18 protein-coding genes are annotated in these 14,953 nt (G+C 70.9%); 14 read left to right on the top strand and 4 right to left on the bottom strand.

What is annotated here, in order from left to right:
* Window positions 1-21 precede the first annotated feature (21 nt).
* The 13 genes from VHW64_RS11455 (at window position 22) to VHW64_RS11395 (ending at window position 9,938) form a co-directional block, all read left to right on the top strand.
* Window positions 22-1,659 (top strand): aldehyde dehydrogenase family protein, encoded by a 1,638-nt coding sequence (locus tag VHW64_RS11455; protein WP_329650685.1) that lies wholly within the window; start codon window positions 22-24, stop codon window positions 1,657-1,659.
* Window positions 1,652-2,305 carry a microcompartment protein gene (locus tag VHW64_RS11450; protein ID WP_329650684.1) on the top strand — a complete coding sequence of 218 codons (654 nt, stop codon included), beginning with the start codon at window positions 1,652-1,654 and terminating at the stop codon, window positions 2,303-2,305. Before VHW64_RS11455 ends, VHW64_RS11450 begins: the two co-directional genes overlap by 8 nt.
* On the top strand, window positions 2,302-2,805 hold the full coding sequence (locus tag VHW64_RS11445) for a hypothetical protein (protein WP_329650683.1): 504 nt from the start codon (window positions 2,302-2,304) through the stop codon (window positions 2,803-2,805). Before VHW64_RS11450 ends, VHW64_RS11445 begins: the two co-directional genes overlap by 4 nt.
* A complete protein-coding gene (locus VHW64_RS11440; protein WP_329650682.1) occupies window positions 2,802-3,116 on the top strand; it encodes a EutN/CcmL family microcompartment protein in 315 nt (104 codons plus the stop codon). Before VHW64_RS11445 ends, VHW64_RS11440 begins: the two co-directional genes overlap by 4 nt.
* A gap of 41 nt (window positions 3,117-3,157) precedes the next feature.
* Complete coding sequence (locus VHW64_RS11435; protein ID WP_422656607.1) at window positions 3,158-3,418, top strand: BMC domain-containing protein; 261 nt, start codon at window positions 3,158-3,160, stop codon at window positions 3,416-3,418.
* A gap of 2 nt (window positions 3,419-3,420) precedes the next feature.
* A complete protein-coding gene (locus VHW64_RS11430; RefSeq protein ID WP_329650680.1) occupies window positions 3,421-4,113 on the top strand; it encodes a microcompartment protein in 693 nt (230 codons plus the stop codon).
* A 7-nt stretch (window positions 4,114-4,120) separates the two neighbouring features.
* A complete protein-coding gene (locus tag VHW64_RS11425; protein WP_329650679.1) occupies window positions 4,121-5,107 on the top strand; it encodes a phosphotransferase enzyme family protein in 987 nt (328 codons plus the stop codon).
* A 21-nt stretch (window positions 5,108-5,128) separates the two neighbouring features.
* Complete coding sequence (fabG, locus tag VHW64_RS11420; RefSeq protein WP_329650678.1) at window positions 5,129-5,896, top strand: 3-oxoacyl-ACP reductase FabG; 768 nt, start codon at window positions 5,129-5,131, stop codon at window positions 5,894-5,896.
* Between the two features lie 22 nt (window positions 5,897-5,918).
* A complete protein-coding gene (locus VHW64_RS11415) occupies window positions 5,919-6,728 on the top strand; it encodes a GntR family transcriptional regulator (RefSeq protein ID WP_329650677.1) in 810 nt (269 codons plus the stop codon).
* Between the two features lie 82 nt (window positions 6,729-6,810).
* Window positions 6,811-7,737 carry a metal ABC transporter substrate-binding protein gene (locus tag VHW64_RS11410; RefSeq protein ID WP_329650676.1) on the top strand — a complete coding sequence of 309 codons (927 nt, stop codon included), beginning with the start codon at window positions 6,811-6,813 and terminating at the stop codon, window positions 7,735-7,737.
* Window positions 7,734-8,531 (top strand): ABC transporter ATP-binding protein, encoded by a 798-nt coding sequence (locus VHW64_RS11405; protein ID WP_329650675.1) that lies wholly within the window; start codon window positions 7,734-7,736, stop codon window positions 8,529-8,531. The genes VHW64_RS11410 and VHW64_RS11405 overlap by 4 nt, the downstream gene beginning before the upstream one ends.
* A complete protein-coding gene (locus tag VHW64_RS11400) occupies window positions 8,531-9,532 on the top strand; it encodes a metal ABC transporter permease (RefSeq protein ID WP_329650674.1) in 1,002 nt (333 codons plus the stop codon). Before VHW64_RS11405 ends, VHW64_RS11400 begins: the two co-directional genes overlap by 1 nt.
* Window positions 9,519-9,938, top strand: a complete 420-nt coding sequence (locus tag VHW64_RS11395; RefSeq protein WP_329650673.1) for a transcriptional repressor — start codon at window positions 9,519-9,521, stop codon at window positions 9,936-9,938. The genes VHW64_RS11400 and VHW64_RS11395 overlap by 14 nt, the downstream gene beginning before the upstream one ends.
* A 109-nt stretch (window positions 9,939-10,047) precedes the next feature.
* On the opposite strand, the gene VHW64_RS11390 is transcribed toward VHW64_RS11395, so the two are convergent.
* Genes VHW64_RS11390 through VHW64_RS11375 form a run of 4 tightly spaced genes read right to left on the bottom strand, consistent with a single transcriptional unit; the run spans window position 10,048 to window position 14,276 of the window.
* Entirely contained in the window at window positions 10,048-10,974 is a 927-nt protein-coding gene (locus VHW64_RS11390; protein ID WP_329650672.1) for an ABC transporter permease, read from the bottom strand.
* The gene (locus VHW64_RS11385; protein WP_329650671.1) at window positions 10,967-11,842 is read right to left on the bottom strand and encodes an ABC transporter permease; all 876 of its coding nucleotides are present in this window, start codon (window positions 11,840-11,842) and stop codon (window positions 10,967-10,969) included. The genes VHW64_RS11390 and VHW64_RS11385 overlap by 8 nt, the downstream gene beginning before the upstream one ends.
* Complete coding sequence (locus VHW64_RS11380; protein ID WP_329650670.1) at window positions 11,842-13,092, bottom strand: spermidine/putrescine ABC transporter substrate-binding protein; 1,251 nt, start codon at window positions 13,090-13,092, stop codon at window positions 11,842-11,844. Before VHW64_RS11380 ends, VHW64_RS11385 begins: the two co-directional genes overlap by 1 nt.
* Window positions 13,093-13,097: 5 nt before the next feature.
* Window positions 13,098-14,276, bottom strand: coding sequence for an ABC transporter ATP-binding protein (locus VHW64_RS11375; protein ID WP_329650669.1), 1,179 nt, complete (start codon window positions 14,274-14,276; stop codon window positions 13,098-13,100).
* 189 nt (window positions 14,277-14,465) lie between these two features.
* Between VHW64_RS11375 and VHW64_RS11370 the strand changes: the two genes are divergently transcribed.
* Window positions 14,466-14,945 (top strand): Lrp/AsnC family transcriptional regulator, encoded by a 480-nt coding sequence (locus VHW64_RS11370; protein ID WP_329650668.1) that lies wholly within the window; start codon window positions 14,466-14,468, stop codon window positions 14,943-14,945.
* Window positions 14,946-14,953: the final 8 nt, after the last annotated feature.

The following is a 14,953-nucleotide window of genomic DNA, read 5'->3' as shown; positions in this document are numbered from 1 at the left end:
CACCCCGACGAGCCGCACCCCATGAGCGAGACCACCGCGCTCGGAGCGCCCGGCCCGACCTGGGCCGAGCTGGAGCCCGAGCCCACCGACGTACCCCAGGCGCGAGCGATGCTGGAGCGGGCCGAATGGGCCTCGCGGGCCTTCCGCACGCTCGACAAGGCGGCCGTCGACCGCATCCTCGAGGCCGTCGCCGTGGCCGCCGTCCAGCATGCGCAGGAGTACGCCGAGCGGGCCGTCGCCGAGACCGGGTTCGGCGTCGTCGAGCACAAGCGCCTGAAGAACGAGGCCTGCTCCCGCGGCGTGCTCGACCACTACGCCGGCTCGGACTTCGTGACCCCCCGGGTCGACCCGGACGCCAAGATCGTCGAGGTCCCGCGACCCGCGGGCGTCGTGCTCGCCCTGACTCCGTCGACCAACCCCGTGGCCACCGTCTACTTCAAGGTGCTGCTCAGCCTGATGACGCGCAACGCGGTCGTGGTGAGCCCGCACCCGATGGCCAAGCGGGTGTGCGCCGACGCGGCGCGCACGCTCGCGGCCGCGGCCGAGGCCGCCGGCGCTCCGGCCGGCGTCGTCCAGGTCGTGACGGAGCCGACGATCCCCTTGATCGACGCCCTGATGACCGACGAGCGGACCAGCGTCATCGTGGCGACCGGAGGCAACGCCGTGGTCCGCGCGGCGTACCGCTCGGGCAACCCCGCGCTCGGCGTCGGGCCGGGCAACGTCCCGGCGTTCGTGGATGCGACCGCCGACCTCCGCGCAGCAGCACAGCGGATCGTGGACTCCAAGTCGTTCGACAACTCCTGCCTGTGCACCAACGAGTCGGTGGTGATCGTCGAGGAGTCCGTGGCGGACGCCTTCGGCCGGGCGCTGCGCTCGGCCGGCGCGTACCTGCTCGACGCCGACCAGGCGCAGCGGCTGCGCGAGCTGGTCTTCCCCCACGACCGCTTCACCCCGGCCGTGGTCGGGCGCCCGGCGACCTGGCTCGCCGAGCAGGCCGGCATCCAGGTGCCGCACAGCACCAAGGTGCTCGTGGGCGAGTTCGACCAGGTGGTGCCCGAGGAGGTGCTGGCCCGCGAGAAGCTGACCCCGCTGCTGGGCCTGGTGCGCGTGCCCAGCGTCGCGGCCGGGATCAAGGCCGCGCGCGCCGTGCTGCGGATCTCCGGCGCCGGTCACTCGGCCGCCGTGCACTCCACCGACCCCGGGACCGTCCTCGCCTTCGGAGCCGCCTGCAACGTGCTCCGGGTGTCGGTCAACGTCGGCAACAGCCTCGGCGGCTCCGGCATCTCGACGAACCTCGCACCGACGATGACGATCGGCACGGGGTACGCCGGCGGGTCGTCGGTGGGCGAGAACCTGCGACCAGACCATCTGCTGAACTGGGTACGGCTCGCCTACAACGCCGACCCGCAGGTGGCGATGGGCGACTTCGCGGAGCTCACGCCGTGGCGCGTCTCGCCGGGTCTGGTCCCGCCGTACCCGGTGGCGTCGAACGCACGTGCCGAGACGGGGCGCCGCCACGAACCGGGCGCGGTGGTCTCGACGAGCTCGACCGACGAAGCACCCTGCTCGACCGACGCCGACGGCGACCTGCGCGAGGAGCTGCGCCGGATCATCGTCGAGGAGCTCCACGACCTGATCGGCGGTGACCGGCGTGGCTGAGCCGAGTGAGACCAGGCTGCGCGGGTTCATCCACCTGGACCGGCTCCAGCCGCAGACGATGTGCTACCTCGGGTCCTGGATCCGTGGCTCGCTGCCGCGCGCCGGCGACGCGGCGCAGGTGGTCGAGGTCTCCCCCGGCCTCGACATCGAGCCACTCACCGACGTCGCCCTCAAGCACGCCCGCGTCAGCGCCGGGATGCTGGTCGTCGAGCGGCAGTTCGGGTACCTGGAGTTCCACGGGCCCAACGCCGCGGTGCGGGCGGCGGCGGGCGCGGTGCTCGAGCACCTCGACGCGGATGCGTCGTCGGCCGTGCCGCCGCAGATCCTGGCCAGCACCATCATGAGCCGCGTCGACAGCCAGCACGCGTTCCTGGTCAACCGGAACAAGCTCGGCTCGATGGCCCTGCCGGGCGAGTCGGTGTTCGTGCTGGAGATGCAGCCGGCCTCGTACGCGATCTTGGCGGTCAACGAGGCGGAGAAGGCGGTCGGTCCGGGCATCAAGGTCGTCGACTACCGGATGGTCGGCGCCACCGGCCGGGTCTACCTCAGCGGGCAGGAGGCCGACGTCCGCCAGGCAGCCACCGCCGCCGAGGCCGCCCTGACCAGCCTCACGGCGACCGCCCGATCCGCCGGGACCGGGCGATGAGCGACGCCGAGGCGCTGCGCCGGATGGTGCGCGAGGTCCTGCGGGAGGTGCTCCCGCAGGACGGTGCCCCCCAGCCTGCCCAGCCTGCCCAGCCTGCCCAGCCTGCCCAGCCTGCCCGGTCGCCGGAGCCGGTGTCCGGGGACGACGTACGCCGGGTGCGGGTGCGCGACGACCGCGACCTCGCCGACCTGGTCACCCAGGTCGTCAACCTGGCCGAGGACCCCGCGCGCGTCGCCGACCTGCGCGCCGGGCGGATCCGCTTCCGCCTGGCCGCCGACGAGCCCGCCCCGGCCGGCGAGACCGGCGAGGCCGCCGGACCGATCGAGGTCGAGCGGGGCGCGGTCACCGAGCGCATCGTGCAGCGCGCCGCCCGCGAGCAGCGCCCGCTGCGCGTCGGCCCCCGAGCCGTCCTCACCCCGCTGGCCCGGGACCGGGCCCGCGCACTCGGGGTCGCGATCCATCGAGCCCCGTCATCAGCAGAGGGAAGGGAGAGGCGATGATCCGCGCCACCGTGACCGGAACCGTGTGGGCGACCCGCCGGTTGAGCGAGATCCCGAACGGTGCCTTCCTGGAGGTGCGTGCCGGCGGCCCCGACGGCCCCGGCTCGCCGTTCGTCGCCTTCGACGTGCTCGGCAGCGGAGTCGGCGAGGAGGTCCTGGTCGTCCAGGGCAGCGTGGCGTCGGCGTGGTTCGGCGAGAGCCACCCGCCCGTCGACGCGCTCATCATCGGCTCGGTCGACCCCCAGAGCTCCCCCGTGCCAGCCAGCCCCACCCCAGACCCCGACCCGGCGCGTCCCGGTCAGGGCGAGTGATCAACGAAGAGGAGAGAACCGTGGCCAACAACGCCATCGGCATGATCGAGACCAAGGGCTACGTCGCGGCGCTCGCCGCCGCGGACGCGATGGTCAAGGCCGCCAACGTGACCATCCTGGGTCGCGAGGAGGTCGGCGACGGCCTCGTCGCGGTGACCATCGTGGGCGACGTCGGGGCGGTCAAGGCCGCGACCGAGGCCGGCTCCGAGGCGGCGGGCTCGGTGGGCGAGCTGGTCTCCGTCCACGTCATCCCGCGGCCGCACGTCGAGGTCGGCAGGCACTTCACGATCGCCTCCGACTGACCGTGGCGCACGCCCAGACCGAGTCCGCGGGTGCCTCCCGCCCCGTCGGGGCACCCGACGCGGCCGGAGCGGGGGTCGACCTGCGGGTCTACCTACCGATCCGGGACCTCCAGCCGCAGTTCGCGGCGTACCTCGGGACGCCGACGCGCGCCCGCGGGTACCCGCCGTACGCCGGTCAGCACGCGTTGATCGTCGAGGTGGCGCCGGGGCTCGCGATCGAGCGGGTCACCGACCTCGCGCTGAAGGCCGTGCCCGACGTCGACCCGGGCATCTTGTTCGTCGAGCGCCAGTTCGGCGTGCTCGAGGTGCACTCGGCCGAGGCCGCGGACGTCGAGCGTGCCGGCGAGGCGATCCTGCGCGGGATCGGTGCCCGGGCGGGCGACCAGCTCCGGCCCCAGGTGCTCTACCGCGACGTGATCGAGGACCTCTCCGACCAGCACGCGATCATCGTCAACCGCACCCGCCAGGCCTCGATGGTGATGCCCGGCCAGACTCTCCTCGTGTGCGAGATGACCCCCGCGCTCTTCGCGGCGGTGGCCGCGAACGAGGCCGAGAAGGCCGCGCCGGACCTGACCCTGGTCGATGTCTCGATGATCGGCGCGGCCGGGCGTCTCTACCTCGCGGGCGAGTCGGACTCGATCTCGACGGCACTCGCGGCGATCGACAGGGTGCTCGGGACCATCGAGGGGCGATGATCCTCCCGTGACCGAACGCGCCGCGCTCGACCGGATCGCCCAGGCGGCGCTCGCGTCGTACGACCTTCCGGAGGGCGCGAGCGCCGAGCTCGTCAACCGGTCGGAGAACGCGACGTACGCAGTGCGCGGTCCCGACGGGCAGACGGTGGCCGCGTTGCGGGTGCACCGGTTGGACTACCACCCGGAGGGCGCGATCAGGTCGGAGCTGGCATGGATCGACGCCGTGCGGTCCGCCGGCGTGGTCACGACGCCCGAGGTCAGGAGGGCGCGTCACGGCGACCGCGAGACGACCGTCGCCGACCCCGACGGCGCCACGCCACCTCGCTCGGTGGTGATGTTCGAGTGGCTGCCCGGTGAGGCGCCCGACGAGAGCTCGATGGTGGACGGGTTCGCCGAGCTGGGCGAGCTGACCGCGCGGCTCCACCTGCACGCACGCGACTGGCAGCCGCCGGTCGGGTTCACCCGCTTCGCCTGGGGCTACGACGAGGCGCTCGGCGCGGTCGCCCGCTGGGGTCGCTGGCAGGACGCGCCGGGCGTTGACGCGGCGACGAAGCCGGTGCTCGCCCGTCTGGACGCCACGCTGCGCGACCGTCTCGCGGCCTACGGCCGGGGCCCCGATCGCTGGGGGCTCATCCACGCCGACCTGCGGCTGGCCAACCTGCTGGCTCGGCCCGGGTCGCCGACCGCCGTGATCGACTTCGACGACTGCGGCTTCGGCTGGTTCGGCTACGACTTCGGCGCGGCCGTGAGCTTCGTGGAGGACCACCCCGACGTCCCGGCGGCGACCGAGCAGTGGGTCGAGGGCTACCGTCGGGTCGCCTCGCTGTCGGCGGACGACGAGGCCGAGCTCGCGACGTTCGTGATGTTCCGACGGCTGCTCCTGCTCGCCTGGATCGGGTCGCACGCCGACGTCGACGTCGCCCGGGAGCTCGCCCCGACGTACGCCACCGGGACGGCGGACCTGGCCGAGGACTACCTGTCCAGCCACACCTGACGCGTGACCAAGGAGGATCGGATGTTCACATCGCTCGAGGGGCGGTCGGTGGTCGTCACCGGCGCCAGCAAGGGCATCGGCAAGGGGATCGCGGCGGGTTTCGTGCGGGCCGGCGCCCACGTGCTGGTCGTCGGCCGGGACGGCGCCACGGCGAGCGCGACGGCCGAGGAGCTCGGGGGCGGTGCCTCGGCGTTCGCCGCCGACGTCGCCGACCCGGACGCGTGTGCCGCGATGGCCGCCGCGGCGGTCGAGCGCCACGGCGGCATCGACGTCCTCTGCGCCAACGCCGGGATCTTCCCGGACGTGAGTCTCTCCGAGATGTCCGCCGCCGACATCGACCAGGTGCTCGGCACCAACCTGAAGGGCACCATGCTCTCGGTCATCTCGTGCCTGCCGCACCTGGAGGAGTCGGGCCACGGCCGGGTGATCCTGACGTCGTCGATCACGGGCCCGATCACCGGCTTCCCCGGCTGGGCCCACTACGGCGCCAGCAAGGCCGGGCAGCTCGGCTTCATGCGCACCGCGGCCGTCGAGCTGGCGCGCAGGGCCATCACGGTGAACGCCGTACTGCCGGGCAACATCCTCACCGAGGGGCTGGTCGAGCTGGGCGAGGACTACCAGCGCTCGATGGCGGCCTCGATCCCCGCCGGGAAGCTCGGCACCGTCGACGACATCGCCAACGTCTGCCTGTTCCTGGCCACCGACGAGGCGGCGTACGTCACCGGACAGGCCATCGCCGTGGACGGCGGGCAGGTGCTGCCGGAGTCACTGGACGCGATGTCATCGTGACGATGACATGCTGAGGGCGACCATGACGAGCATCTCCCACGGCAAGGGCCCGCTGGCCGACTCGATCCAGCGCGACCTCCAGACACAGATCGACGCCGGCCGCTGGCAGCCCGGCCAGCGGCTGGGTTCCGAGCGCACCCTGGCCCTCGAGCTCGGCGTCAGCCGGTCGTCGCTGCGCCAGGCGCTGGCGATGATGGAGCAGGCCGGCGCCGTACGCCGCGTGATCGGGCGGGGCGGCGGCACCTTCGTCAGCCACCAGAAGATCGACCGCGACCTCTCCCACATCCGCTCGGTCCCCGAGCTGCTGTCCGCCCAGGGGATCACCGCGGGGACCCGGATCCTCTCCACGGGCATGGCTCCGGCGGCCGCCGCGACCGCCGAGGCGCTGGAGATCGAGCAGGGTCAGCTCGTCTACGCGATCGTGCGCATCCGGCTCGCCGACGGTGCCCCGATCTCGCTGGAGAACGCGTGGCTCCCGGTCTCGCTGTTCCCGGGCCTGCTGGACTTCCAGCTCGGCGGCTCGCTGTACGCGCTGCTCGGGGAGCACTTCTCCGTCGAGCCGCGCGAGACGAGCGAGCGGATCGAGGTCGTCCGCGCCGGCGCCGACGACGCCTCCATCCTCGGCATCGGCCGTGACGACCCGCTGCTGTCGATCACCCGGGTCACCCGCGGCGCCGACGGCACGCCGTTCGAGCACTCGCACGACCTCTTCCGAGCCGACCGCACCCGGATCGTCGTCCACACCGTCGAGCCCGGCGGGGACGCCGGCAGCCGGAGCGGCCAGATCGGCCACGACCACACCCGCCAGTCCTTCGAGCTCATCACCCGCTGACCCTCCCTCGCCCGCTCCGGGCAGCCCGTCAGGGAACCCGCATCCTTGACAATGATTCTCATTCTCAGTGAGAATGATTCTCATGATGCAAAGGGGTGCCGCGGGGCGACGTGTGGCGCGGGCGGGCCTGGTCGGTGCGGTGGCGGCGCTGGTCGTCCCGCTCCTGTCCGCGTGCGGGCCGGCCACCGACGGCGAGCACACGGTCGTCACGTCGTTCTATCCGCTCCAGTTCATCGCCGACGAGGTCGCAGGGCGCTACAACGACGTCGTCGACCTGGTGCCGCCGGGAGTCGAGCCGCACGAGTACGAGCTCACCGTGCGACAGACGGCCCAGGTCGACAACGCGCGGGTCGGCTTCTACGAGAAGGGGATGGCGCCGTCGATCGACCAGGCGATGGCGCAGGACTCCCCGGCCCACGCGCTCGACGTCACCAGCGTGGTCCCCCTGCACGCCCCCGAGCCGGGCTACAACGAGGAGACCGCGGACAACGAGGACCCGCACTTCTGGCAGAACCCGATGCTCATGGTGACGGCGACCAACGCCTTCGCCCGCACCATGGCGCAGGCCGACCCCGCCCACGCGTCGTACTACGCCGGCCGGGCGCGGGCGCTGAGCAAGCAGCTGGTCGAGCTCGACCACGACTACCGCACGACCCTGGCGACCTGCCGGATCCGTACGCTGGTGGTCAGCCACGACGCCTTCGAGTACCTCGGCCGTCGCTATGGCATGGACATCGTCCCGATCGCGGGACTCGAGCCGGATGCGGAGCCGTCGTTGCAGCGGATCCACCAGATCGCCGAGCTGGTGAAGGGTCGCGGCATCACCACCGTCTTCTACGAGGCGCTGGCCAGCCCGGCCCTCGCGAAGTCCCTCGCCTCGGACACCGGTGCCCGGACCGACGTGCTCGACCCGATCGAGGGGCTCACCTCGGCCGACCCGCACGCGACGTACCTGACCCTGATGCGGCAGAACCTCGCCGCCATCGCGAAGGCGAGTGACTGCTCATGACCACGGCGCAGCGTCCGGGCGAGCCGGTCCTCCGGCTCGAGCGGGTCGGCGTCGCCCTCGGCGGCCGGCCGATCGTCCGCGACGTCAGCCTGGACGTCGCCCCGGGACAGGTCGTGGCGGTGCTCGGCGCCAACGGCTCGGGCAAGTCGACCCTGCTCAAGGCCCTGGTCGGTCTCAACCCGGTGACCGACGGGTCGGTCTTCATGTTCGGCACGCCGCTCCCCCGGTTCCGCGACTGGTCCCGGGTCGGCTACGTCCCCCAGCGCTCGACGGTCGGCGCCGGGGTCCCGGCCACCGTCCGCGAGGTCGTCGCGGGGGGTCGGATCGCCCGCCGCCGCCCGTTCTGGCCGATGACGCGCGCCGACCGCCGGACCGTGGCGGCAGCCCTGGAGTCCGTGGGCCTGGCCGACCGCGCGGGCCACTCCGTGGCCACGCTCTCCGGCGGACAGCAGCAGCGTGCGCTGGTGGCCCGCACCCTCGCGGGCGAGCCGGAGCTCCTGCTCCTGGACGAGCCGAACGCCGGGGTCGACCACGACAGCCAGGAGGCGATCGCGGCGACCCTGGGCGAGCGAGCCCGGGCCGGCGCCAGCGTCGTCGTCGTACTCCACGAGCTCGGGCCCTTCGCGCCGCTCATCGACCGCGCCGTCGCCCTCCGCGAGGGTCGGGTGACCTACGACGGCCCGCCTGACCAGCTCGCGCTGGGTGACGGGTACGGCCATCACCACCCCGTCGACGGGCCGCTGCCAGCCTGGCAGGCCCCGCTCGAGGTCCGACCCGAGGCAGGTGGCCGCTGATGTGGGAGCTGCTCTGGGCGCCGTTCATGATCCGGGCCGTGATCGCCGCGGCCGTCACCGGCCTCGCGGCACCGTCGGTCGGCACCTATCTCGTGCAGCGACGGCTCTCCCTGATGGGCGACGGGATCGGCCACATCTGCGTCACCGGGGTCGCGCTCGGCTTGCTGACCGGCACCTCCCCGACGCTCACCGCGATCCTGGTCGCCGTCGTCGGGGCCCTGCTGATCGAGCTGATCCGGACCTCGGGTCGGGCCTCGGGAGACCTCGCCCTCGCGCTGCTGTTCTACGGCGGCATCGCCGGTGGTCTGGTGCTGGTGCAGATGGCCGGGAACGGCGCCTTCGCGCTCCAGGGCTACCTCTTCGGCTCGATCACCACGATCGCGCCGGACGACGTCGTGGTGGCCGTGGTGCTCGCCGGGATCGTCCTGTTCATCGGCCTCGCGCTGATGCCGCAGCTCTTCGCGGTCTCCTACGACGAGGACTTCGCGAGGGCCAGCGGCGTTCCGGTCTGGCTCTACAGCACGATGATGTCGGTGCTGACGGCGGTGACCGTGAGCGTCGCGATGCGCACCGTCGGCCTGCTCCTGGTCAGCGCGCTGATGATCATCCCGGTCGCCACCTCACAGCAGTTCACGCGCAGCTTCCGGTCCACCATGCTCGGCGCGATGGGCCTCGGGCTGGTCGCCGCCCTCGTGGGCGTGGTCGTGTCGGCGTTCCTGAACGTGCCGCCGGGGGCGATGATCGTGCTCGTGTCGCTCGCCGGATTCGTGGCGACCGCGCCCGTCGGGATGCTGGTGCAGAGCCGGCGGCGGGCGCGGATCCCGTTCGAGTCGCGGGCCCTGCCGCTCCACGAGGCCGCGGACGAGACCCACGGGCACGTCCACGGTCCCGGCTGCGGCCACGTCGCCGTCGAGCACGGTGACCACGTCGACTACGTCCACGACGGCCACCGGCACGCCGTCCACGTCACCGGGGAGGGGCAGCACTATGACGAGCACTGAGCACCCCGCGGACCACGCCGACGGGCCACGCACCACCCCTCAGCGCCAGGCGGTGCTCGACGCACTCAACGGCGTCGACGACTTCCGGTCGGCTCAGGAGGTCCACGAGCTGCTGGCCGGAGCAGGATCGGGCATCGGGCTCGCCACCGTCTACCGGACCTTGGCGCTGTACGCCGACCACGGCCTGGTCGACGTGCTGCGACGCGAGGACGGCGAGGCGATCTACCGTCGCTGCTCCGAGACCCACCACCATCACCTGGTCTGCCGGTCGTGCGGAGCGACGGTCGAGGTCGAGGGCCCGGCGGTGGAGCGCTGGACCTCGGCGATCGCCGCCGAGCACGGCTTCTCCGACCTCGCGCACACCCTCGAGATCGTCGGGACCTGCGCCGACTGCCGCCTCCGTTGACTGCTGACTCCACCCGGTAGTCCCTGACAGAAACGTCGGGATCAAGGTCGGGCGACGACATTTCTGTCAGGGACTACCCAGTCAGCAGTCAGCAGTGCCCAGTCAGCAGTCAGCGGAGGGTGACGGTGGCCGCTGGGACGTCCGTGCCGCGCCCGGACCGGGAGCGCCGCAGCACCAGCCCGGTGAGGGCGATGGCGACGATGGTCACCGCGAGCATCAGCGTGGCCAGCGCGTTCACCGCCGGTGTGATGCCGAACCTCACCGCGGAGTAGAGCACGATCGGCCAGGTGTTCGTCGTGCCGTTGGTGAACGCGGGCAGCACGTAGTCGTCGAAGGAGAACGTGAACGACAGCAGGGTCGCCGAGATGATCGCGGGAAGCAGCCGCGGCAGGGTGATCTGGCGGAACGTCGCCAGCCGCCCCGAGCCCAGGTCGTAGCCCGCCTCCTCGAGCGTGTCGCCCATGCCGACGAAGCGGGCCCGGATGATCAGCATCGCCAGCGAGGCGCCGTAGATCACCTGACCGAGGAAGATCGTCCAGGCGCCGAGCCCCGGGAAGAACGGCACGTTGTTCCGGACCTGCACGAAGAAGATCAGCGACGCGACGGCGATCACGATCTCGGGGACGACCAGGGTCAGGTAGACCAGCGAGTCGAACGGCACCCGCACGAGCTTGTTCATGCGCGCCAGGGCCAGCGCGGCCCCCAGCCCCAGCAAGGTCGAGACGATCGACGCCCCGGCCGCGATCTTCGCGCTCGTCACGATCGCCGGGATGTACGTCGGGTCGTGCAGGCCGGCGCTGAACCAGCAGGTCGTGAAGCCGTTCCAGACCGTGAGGTTGCCCAGCTGGGTGGGCGGGATGTCGCACACGTTGGAGCCGTGGAAGCCCGCGAGCGCCGACGGCGACGGCTTGTTGAACGCGAACAGCGCCATCACCGCGATCGGCAGGTAGAGGAAGACGAAGACGCAGATCGCCCAGGTGGTGAAGGCTCGCTTGGCGGTGACGACGCGACCGCGACGACGTGGGGACCTAGGCACCGAACCTCTCCTCCTTGGTCGCGAAGAAGATGTAGAACGCCACGAAGCCGGACAGCGCGATCATCAGGCTGATCGAGAGGGCCGAGCCGAACGGCTGGTTCTGCGCGGAGGCGAACTGGTCGCCGATCACGTTGCCGACGAACTCGTAGTTACCGCCGCTGAGGATGTTGGGGATGATGTACTCGCCGCACATCGGGATGAAGACCAGCAGCGCCCCGGTGACGACCCCCGGCATCGTCAGCCGCAGGGTGATCTGCCGGAAGGCGTTGAGCGGCTTGGCTCCCAGGTCGGTGGCCGCCTCGACCAACGACCAGTCCATGCGCTCCAGCGACGCGAAGACCGGGATGATGAAAAGCGGCAGGTAGTTGTAGACCAGCCCCACCGCAACGGCGTACTTGGTGTACATGATGTCGATCCCGAGGTACTTCGCGAGGTAGCCGTGCGGGTCGAGGATGATCTTCAGCGCGTAGGTGCGGATGAGGAACGACGTCCAGAACGGCACCAGCACCAGGAGGAGCGCCAGCATCTTGTACGTCGAGAGGTAGCGCGCCATCCAGTAGGCAATGGGGTAGCCGACCAGCATCGTCAGCACCGACCCGGTCGCAGCCATCACCAGCGTGCGCTCGAAGATGCGGATGTACAGCGAGTCGAGCACGAGGTGGTACTGGCTGGTGTCGAAGCCGTAGGTGATCGCGTTGAAGCCGGTCTGCGTGGCGAGCGAGAACGCGACCAGGATCGCCAACGGACCGAGGAAGAAGATGGCGTAGTAGAGCAGCGACGGCGTCGTGAGCCAGCCCGGGTAGCGCGGGTTGAAGGAACGGCGACGGCCGCGCCGCGGCGGGCCGACGACGTCGCCGGGATGAGCCATTAGCCGGCGCGGAACTGGGTGTAGATCTTCGTGCGCTCCTGCACGACCTGCGGGCTCACGTTCAGGATGTACTCGTAGTTCTCGGTGTAGCTGGCCGGCACGTTGAACAGCGGGTCGTTCTTCAGCGACGCCGGCAGCTGCGACAACGCCGAGGGGATCGGGACGTTGTAGTTGTGGTACTCCATCTCGGTCACCGCGGTCGAGGGCGTGAGCAGCCAGTTGATCCACGCGTGCGCCGCGACCGGGTCCGGCGCGGTCGAGGGGATGCACCAGTTGTCGGCCCAGATCTCCGAGGCGCCGTGCGGGATCACGGCCGTGATGTCGCCTTCCTTCTTGCGACCCTGCACGATCCGGCGCACGTCGCCGTTCCAGCCCTGGCTCAAGATGATCTTGCCGGCGATGGCGTCGTCGATGTACGAGGACGACGTGATCGTCGTGACGCCCTTGCGGATCGACATCAAGAAGCTGGTGACCTTGTCGAAGTCCGACTTGCTGTCGGTGTTGACGTCGATCCCGAGCGCGCTCAGCGCCAGCGGCACGACCTCCTCGGCGCCGTCCAGCAGGTTGGTCCGGCCCTTGCTGACGTACTTCGGCAGCAGCTCGTAGAAATCGTGCATCGTCTGCGGCTGCTCGGTGACGACGGTGTTGTTGTAGAAGAACATCGTGATCCCGTAGTCCTTGATCACGTGGTACTCCCCCGTGGGGTCGTAGGACGGCTTGAGGAACTTCGGGTCGAGGTTCGACAGGTTGGGGATGAGCGCCGCGTCGAGCTTGAGGAGCTTGCCCTCCTGGATCAGCTGCGCGACGGCGTTCTGGCTCGGCGCGATGATGTCGTAGGTCGTGCCACCGGCGTTGAGCTTGGCCAGCAGCTCGTCGTTGGAGGAGTAGTAGGTCTCGTGGATCTTCAGGCCGGCCTTGGCCTCCGCCGGCAGCTGCATGAACTTCTTGTACGTCGACGGGTCGTCGTACTCCGACCAGTTGAAGATCTCCAGGTGGTTCTCCATCGGCTTGCCGGCCAAGCCGCCCGACCCGGCCGAGGAGCCGCTGCCCGGACTCGCCTGCCCGGTCGAGGTGGAGCCGCACGCCGAGAGCAGCATGAGGCCGCCCAGGCCCAGGGCCGAGCGCCGCGACATCGGGTGACCCGCGGCGCGCTCCACGGCACGATGGAGGGCATCGAGCTTGGGCTTGGTCTCGGCGGGAGCCAGGATGCTGAGCTGGTCGGGACGGCGTGGGTCGCGGTTGTCGGTCATCGTGCTCACCTCTGGGGTAGGGCCGCGCGGGCGTCCTGCGCGGGGTCATCGGGGTCGTCGGGGTCGGAGGCCAGGTTCGTGGAGCCGGCCAGCAGCACGGGAGCCGAGGGCTCCCAGCGGATCGTGATCGCGTCACCGGGGCGGATCGCCTCGGGCGAGCCGTCATGGCCGGTGCGCTGCTGACGGACGGTCATCGCGGTGCCGCCCTCGATCATCGCGACCACCTGGACCTCGTCGCCGAGGTACATCAGGCTGTCGACCACGGCCTTGGCGGTGTTCACCGCTCCGAAGGCGGACCCGGACGAGATGTGCAGCCGCGCCGGGCGGATGCCGACCCGGGCCTTCTCCCCCTGGCGGGGGCTGCCGTGGGCCTGGAGGATCACGCCGTTGCCCAGGTCGAGGTCGAACTCGCCTCCGCGGGCTGCCCTGACCACGCCGTCGAGGAAGTTCATCTCGCCGATGAAGTCGGCCACGAACGCCGTCACCGGACGGTCGTAGATCTCAGCCGGGGTGTCGAGCTGCTCGATGATCCCCTGCGACATCACCGCGATCCGGTCCGACATCGACAGGGCCTCGCCCTGGTCGTGGGTGACGTAGACGAACGTGATGCCGACCTGTTGCTGGATGCGGGTCAGCTCCAGCTGCATCTCCTTGCGGAGCTTGAGGTCCAGGGCGCCCAAGGGCTCGTCGAGGAGGAGCACGCGCGGACGGTTCACCAGCGCCCTGGCCAGCGCCACGCGCTGCTGCTGACCACCCGACAGCATCGACGGCCGGTGCTTGTCACGACCCGTGAGCTGCACCAGCTCGAGAGCCTCGCGGGCCCGGGAGTACCGCTCGGACCGTCCGATCCGCTTCTGCTTCAGGCCGTAGGCGACGTTGTCGAGGATCGACATGTGCGGGAACAGCGCGTACTGCTGGAAGACGGTGTTGACGTCACGGCGGTAGGGAGGGACGCCGACGGCCTCGCGGCCCCCGATCAGGATCTCGCCCTCGTCGGGCTGCTCGAAACCCGCGATCATCCGCAGCGATGTCGTCTTCCCGCACCCCGACGGCCCCAGCAGGGACAAGAACTCGCCCTTGCGGACCTGGAGCGAGACGGCATTGACCGCCGTGAGGTCGCCGAAGCGCTTGGTGACCGACCGGAACTCCACGTCGTACGCCGTGCTGGACTCACCGGAGCTCACGCCCGCTGCCTCCCGCCAGTGCGTCAGGGGCGGCCCCGTCCGCCCGGCTGATCGACTCGACCTGTTCCGAGCCTACTGACTCCCCGAGAGGACGGTCGAATGGTGTTGCGGTAACGTATCTCTCAGCAAAACGGCCCGTCAACGTCCGAGATTCGCAGGCCATGGTGGCGTGAAGAACGGAATTCGCAGATGGAGATCGACCGCATCTCACGCGGGATCATCGCGATGCTGCAACGCGACGGGCGCTGTCCCTATACCGAGATCGCCCGCCGGCTGGGCATCTCCGAGGCGGCCGTCAGAGCGCGGGTCCAGGGCCTGACCTCCGCCGGGGTCCTCCAGATCATCGGCCTGACCGACCCCGGCAACATGGGCTTCGCGGTGATGGCGCTGATCGGCGTGCAGGCCAACAAGGACCTGAACTCCATCGCCGAGCACGTCTCGACGTGGCCCGAGACCACCTACGTGGTCATCAGCGCCGGCAGCTACGACCTCCTGATCGAGGTGGTGTGCACCGACAACGCCGAGCTGCTCGCGCTGGTCGAGCGGCTGCGTGCCGTCGAGGGGGTCCGCAGCAGCGAGTCGTTCATCTACATCTCCCGGCACAAGCTCAACTACGCCTACGAGCCCGAGCCCGAGCCGGACGAGACGGCTGCCGTCGTCCCCGGCTGAGACAGACG

It is taken from the genome of Nocardioides sp., assembly GCF_036267815.1.
Lineage (GTDB): Bacteria > Actinomycetota > Actinomycetes > Propionibacteriales > Nocardioidaceae > Nocardioides.
Note: the sequence above shows the minus strand (reverse complement) of the source record. Positions and strands in the feature narration are given on the sequence as shown.

Bases quoted from the DNA above. Each gene is read 5' to 3' on its own strand.
- VHW64_RS11455 (WP_329650685.1), top strand. From the start codon at position 22: ATGAGCGAGACCACCGCGCTCGGAGCGCCCGGCCCGACCTGGGCCGAG.
- VHW64_RS11445 (WP_329650683.1), top strand. From the start codon at position 2,302: ATGAGCGACGCCGAGGCGCTGCGCCGGATGGTGCGCGAGGTCCTGCGG.
- VHW64_RS11440 (WP_329650682.1), top strand. From the start codon at position 2,802: ATGATCCGCGCCACCGTGACCGGAACCGTGTGGGCGACCCGCCGGTTG.
- VHW64_RS11435 (WP_422656607.1), top strand. From the start codon at position 3,158: ATGATCGAGACCAAGGGCTACGTCGCGGCGCTCGCCGCCGCGGACGCG.
- fabG (WP_329650678.1), top strand. From the start codon at position 5,129: ATGTTCACATCGCTCGAGGGGCGGTCGGTGGTCGTCACCGGCGCCAGC.
- VHW64_RS11415 (WP_329650677.1), top strand. From the start codon at position 5,919: ATGACGAGCATCTCCCACGGCAAGGGCCCGCTGGCCGACTCGATCCAG.
- VHW64_RS11410 (WP_329650676.1), top strand. From the start codon at position 6,811: ATGATGCAAAGGGGTGCCGCGGGGCGACGTGTGGCGCGGGCGGGCCTG.
- VHW64_RS11405 (WP_329650675.1), top strand. From the start codon at position 7,734: ATGACCACGGCGCAGCGTCCGGGCGAGCCGGTCCTCCGGCTCGAGCGG.
- VHW64_RS11400 (WP_329650674.1), top strand. From the start codon at position 8,531: ATGTGGGAGCTGCTCTGGGCGCCGTTCATGATCCGGGCCGTGATCGCC.
- VHW64_RS11395 (WP_329650673.1), top strand. From the start codon at position 9,519: ATGACGAGCACTGAGCACCCCGCGGACCACGCCGACGGGCCACGCACC.
- VHW64_RS11385 (WP_329650671.1), bottom strand. From the start codon at position 11,842: ATGGCTCATCCCGGCGACGTCGTCGGCCCGCCGCGGCGCGGCCGTCGC.
- VHW64_RS11380 (WP_329650670.1), bottom strand. From the start codon at position 13,092: ATGACCGACAACCGCGACCCACGCCGTCCCGACCAGCTCAGCATCCTG.
- VHW64_RS11370 (WP_329650668.1), top strand. From the start codon at position 14,466: ATGGAGATCGACCGCATCTCACGCGGGATCATCGCGATGCTGCAACGC.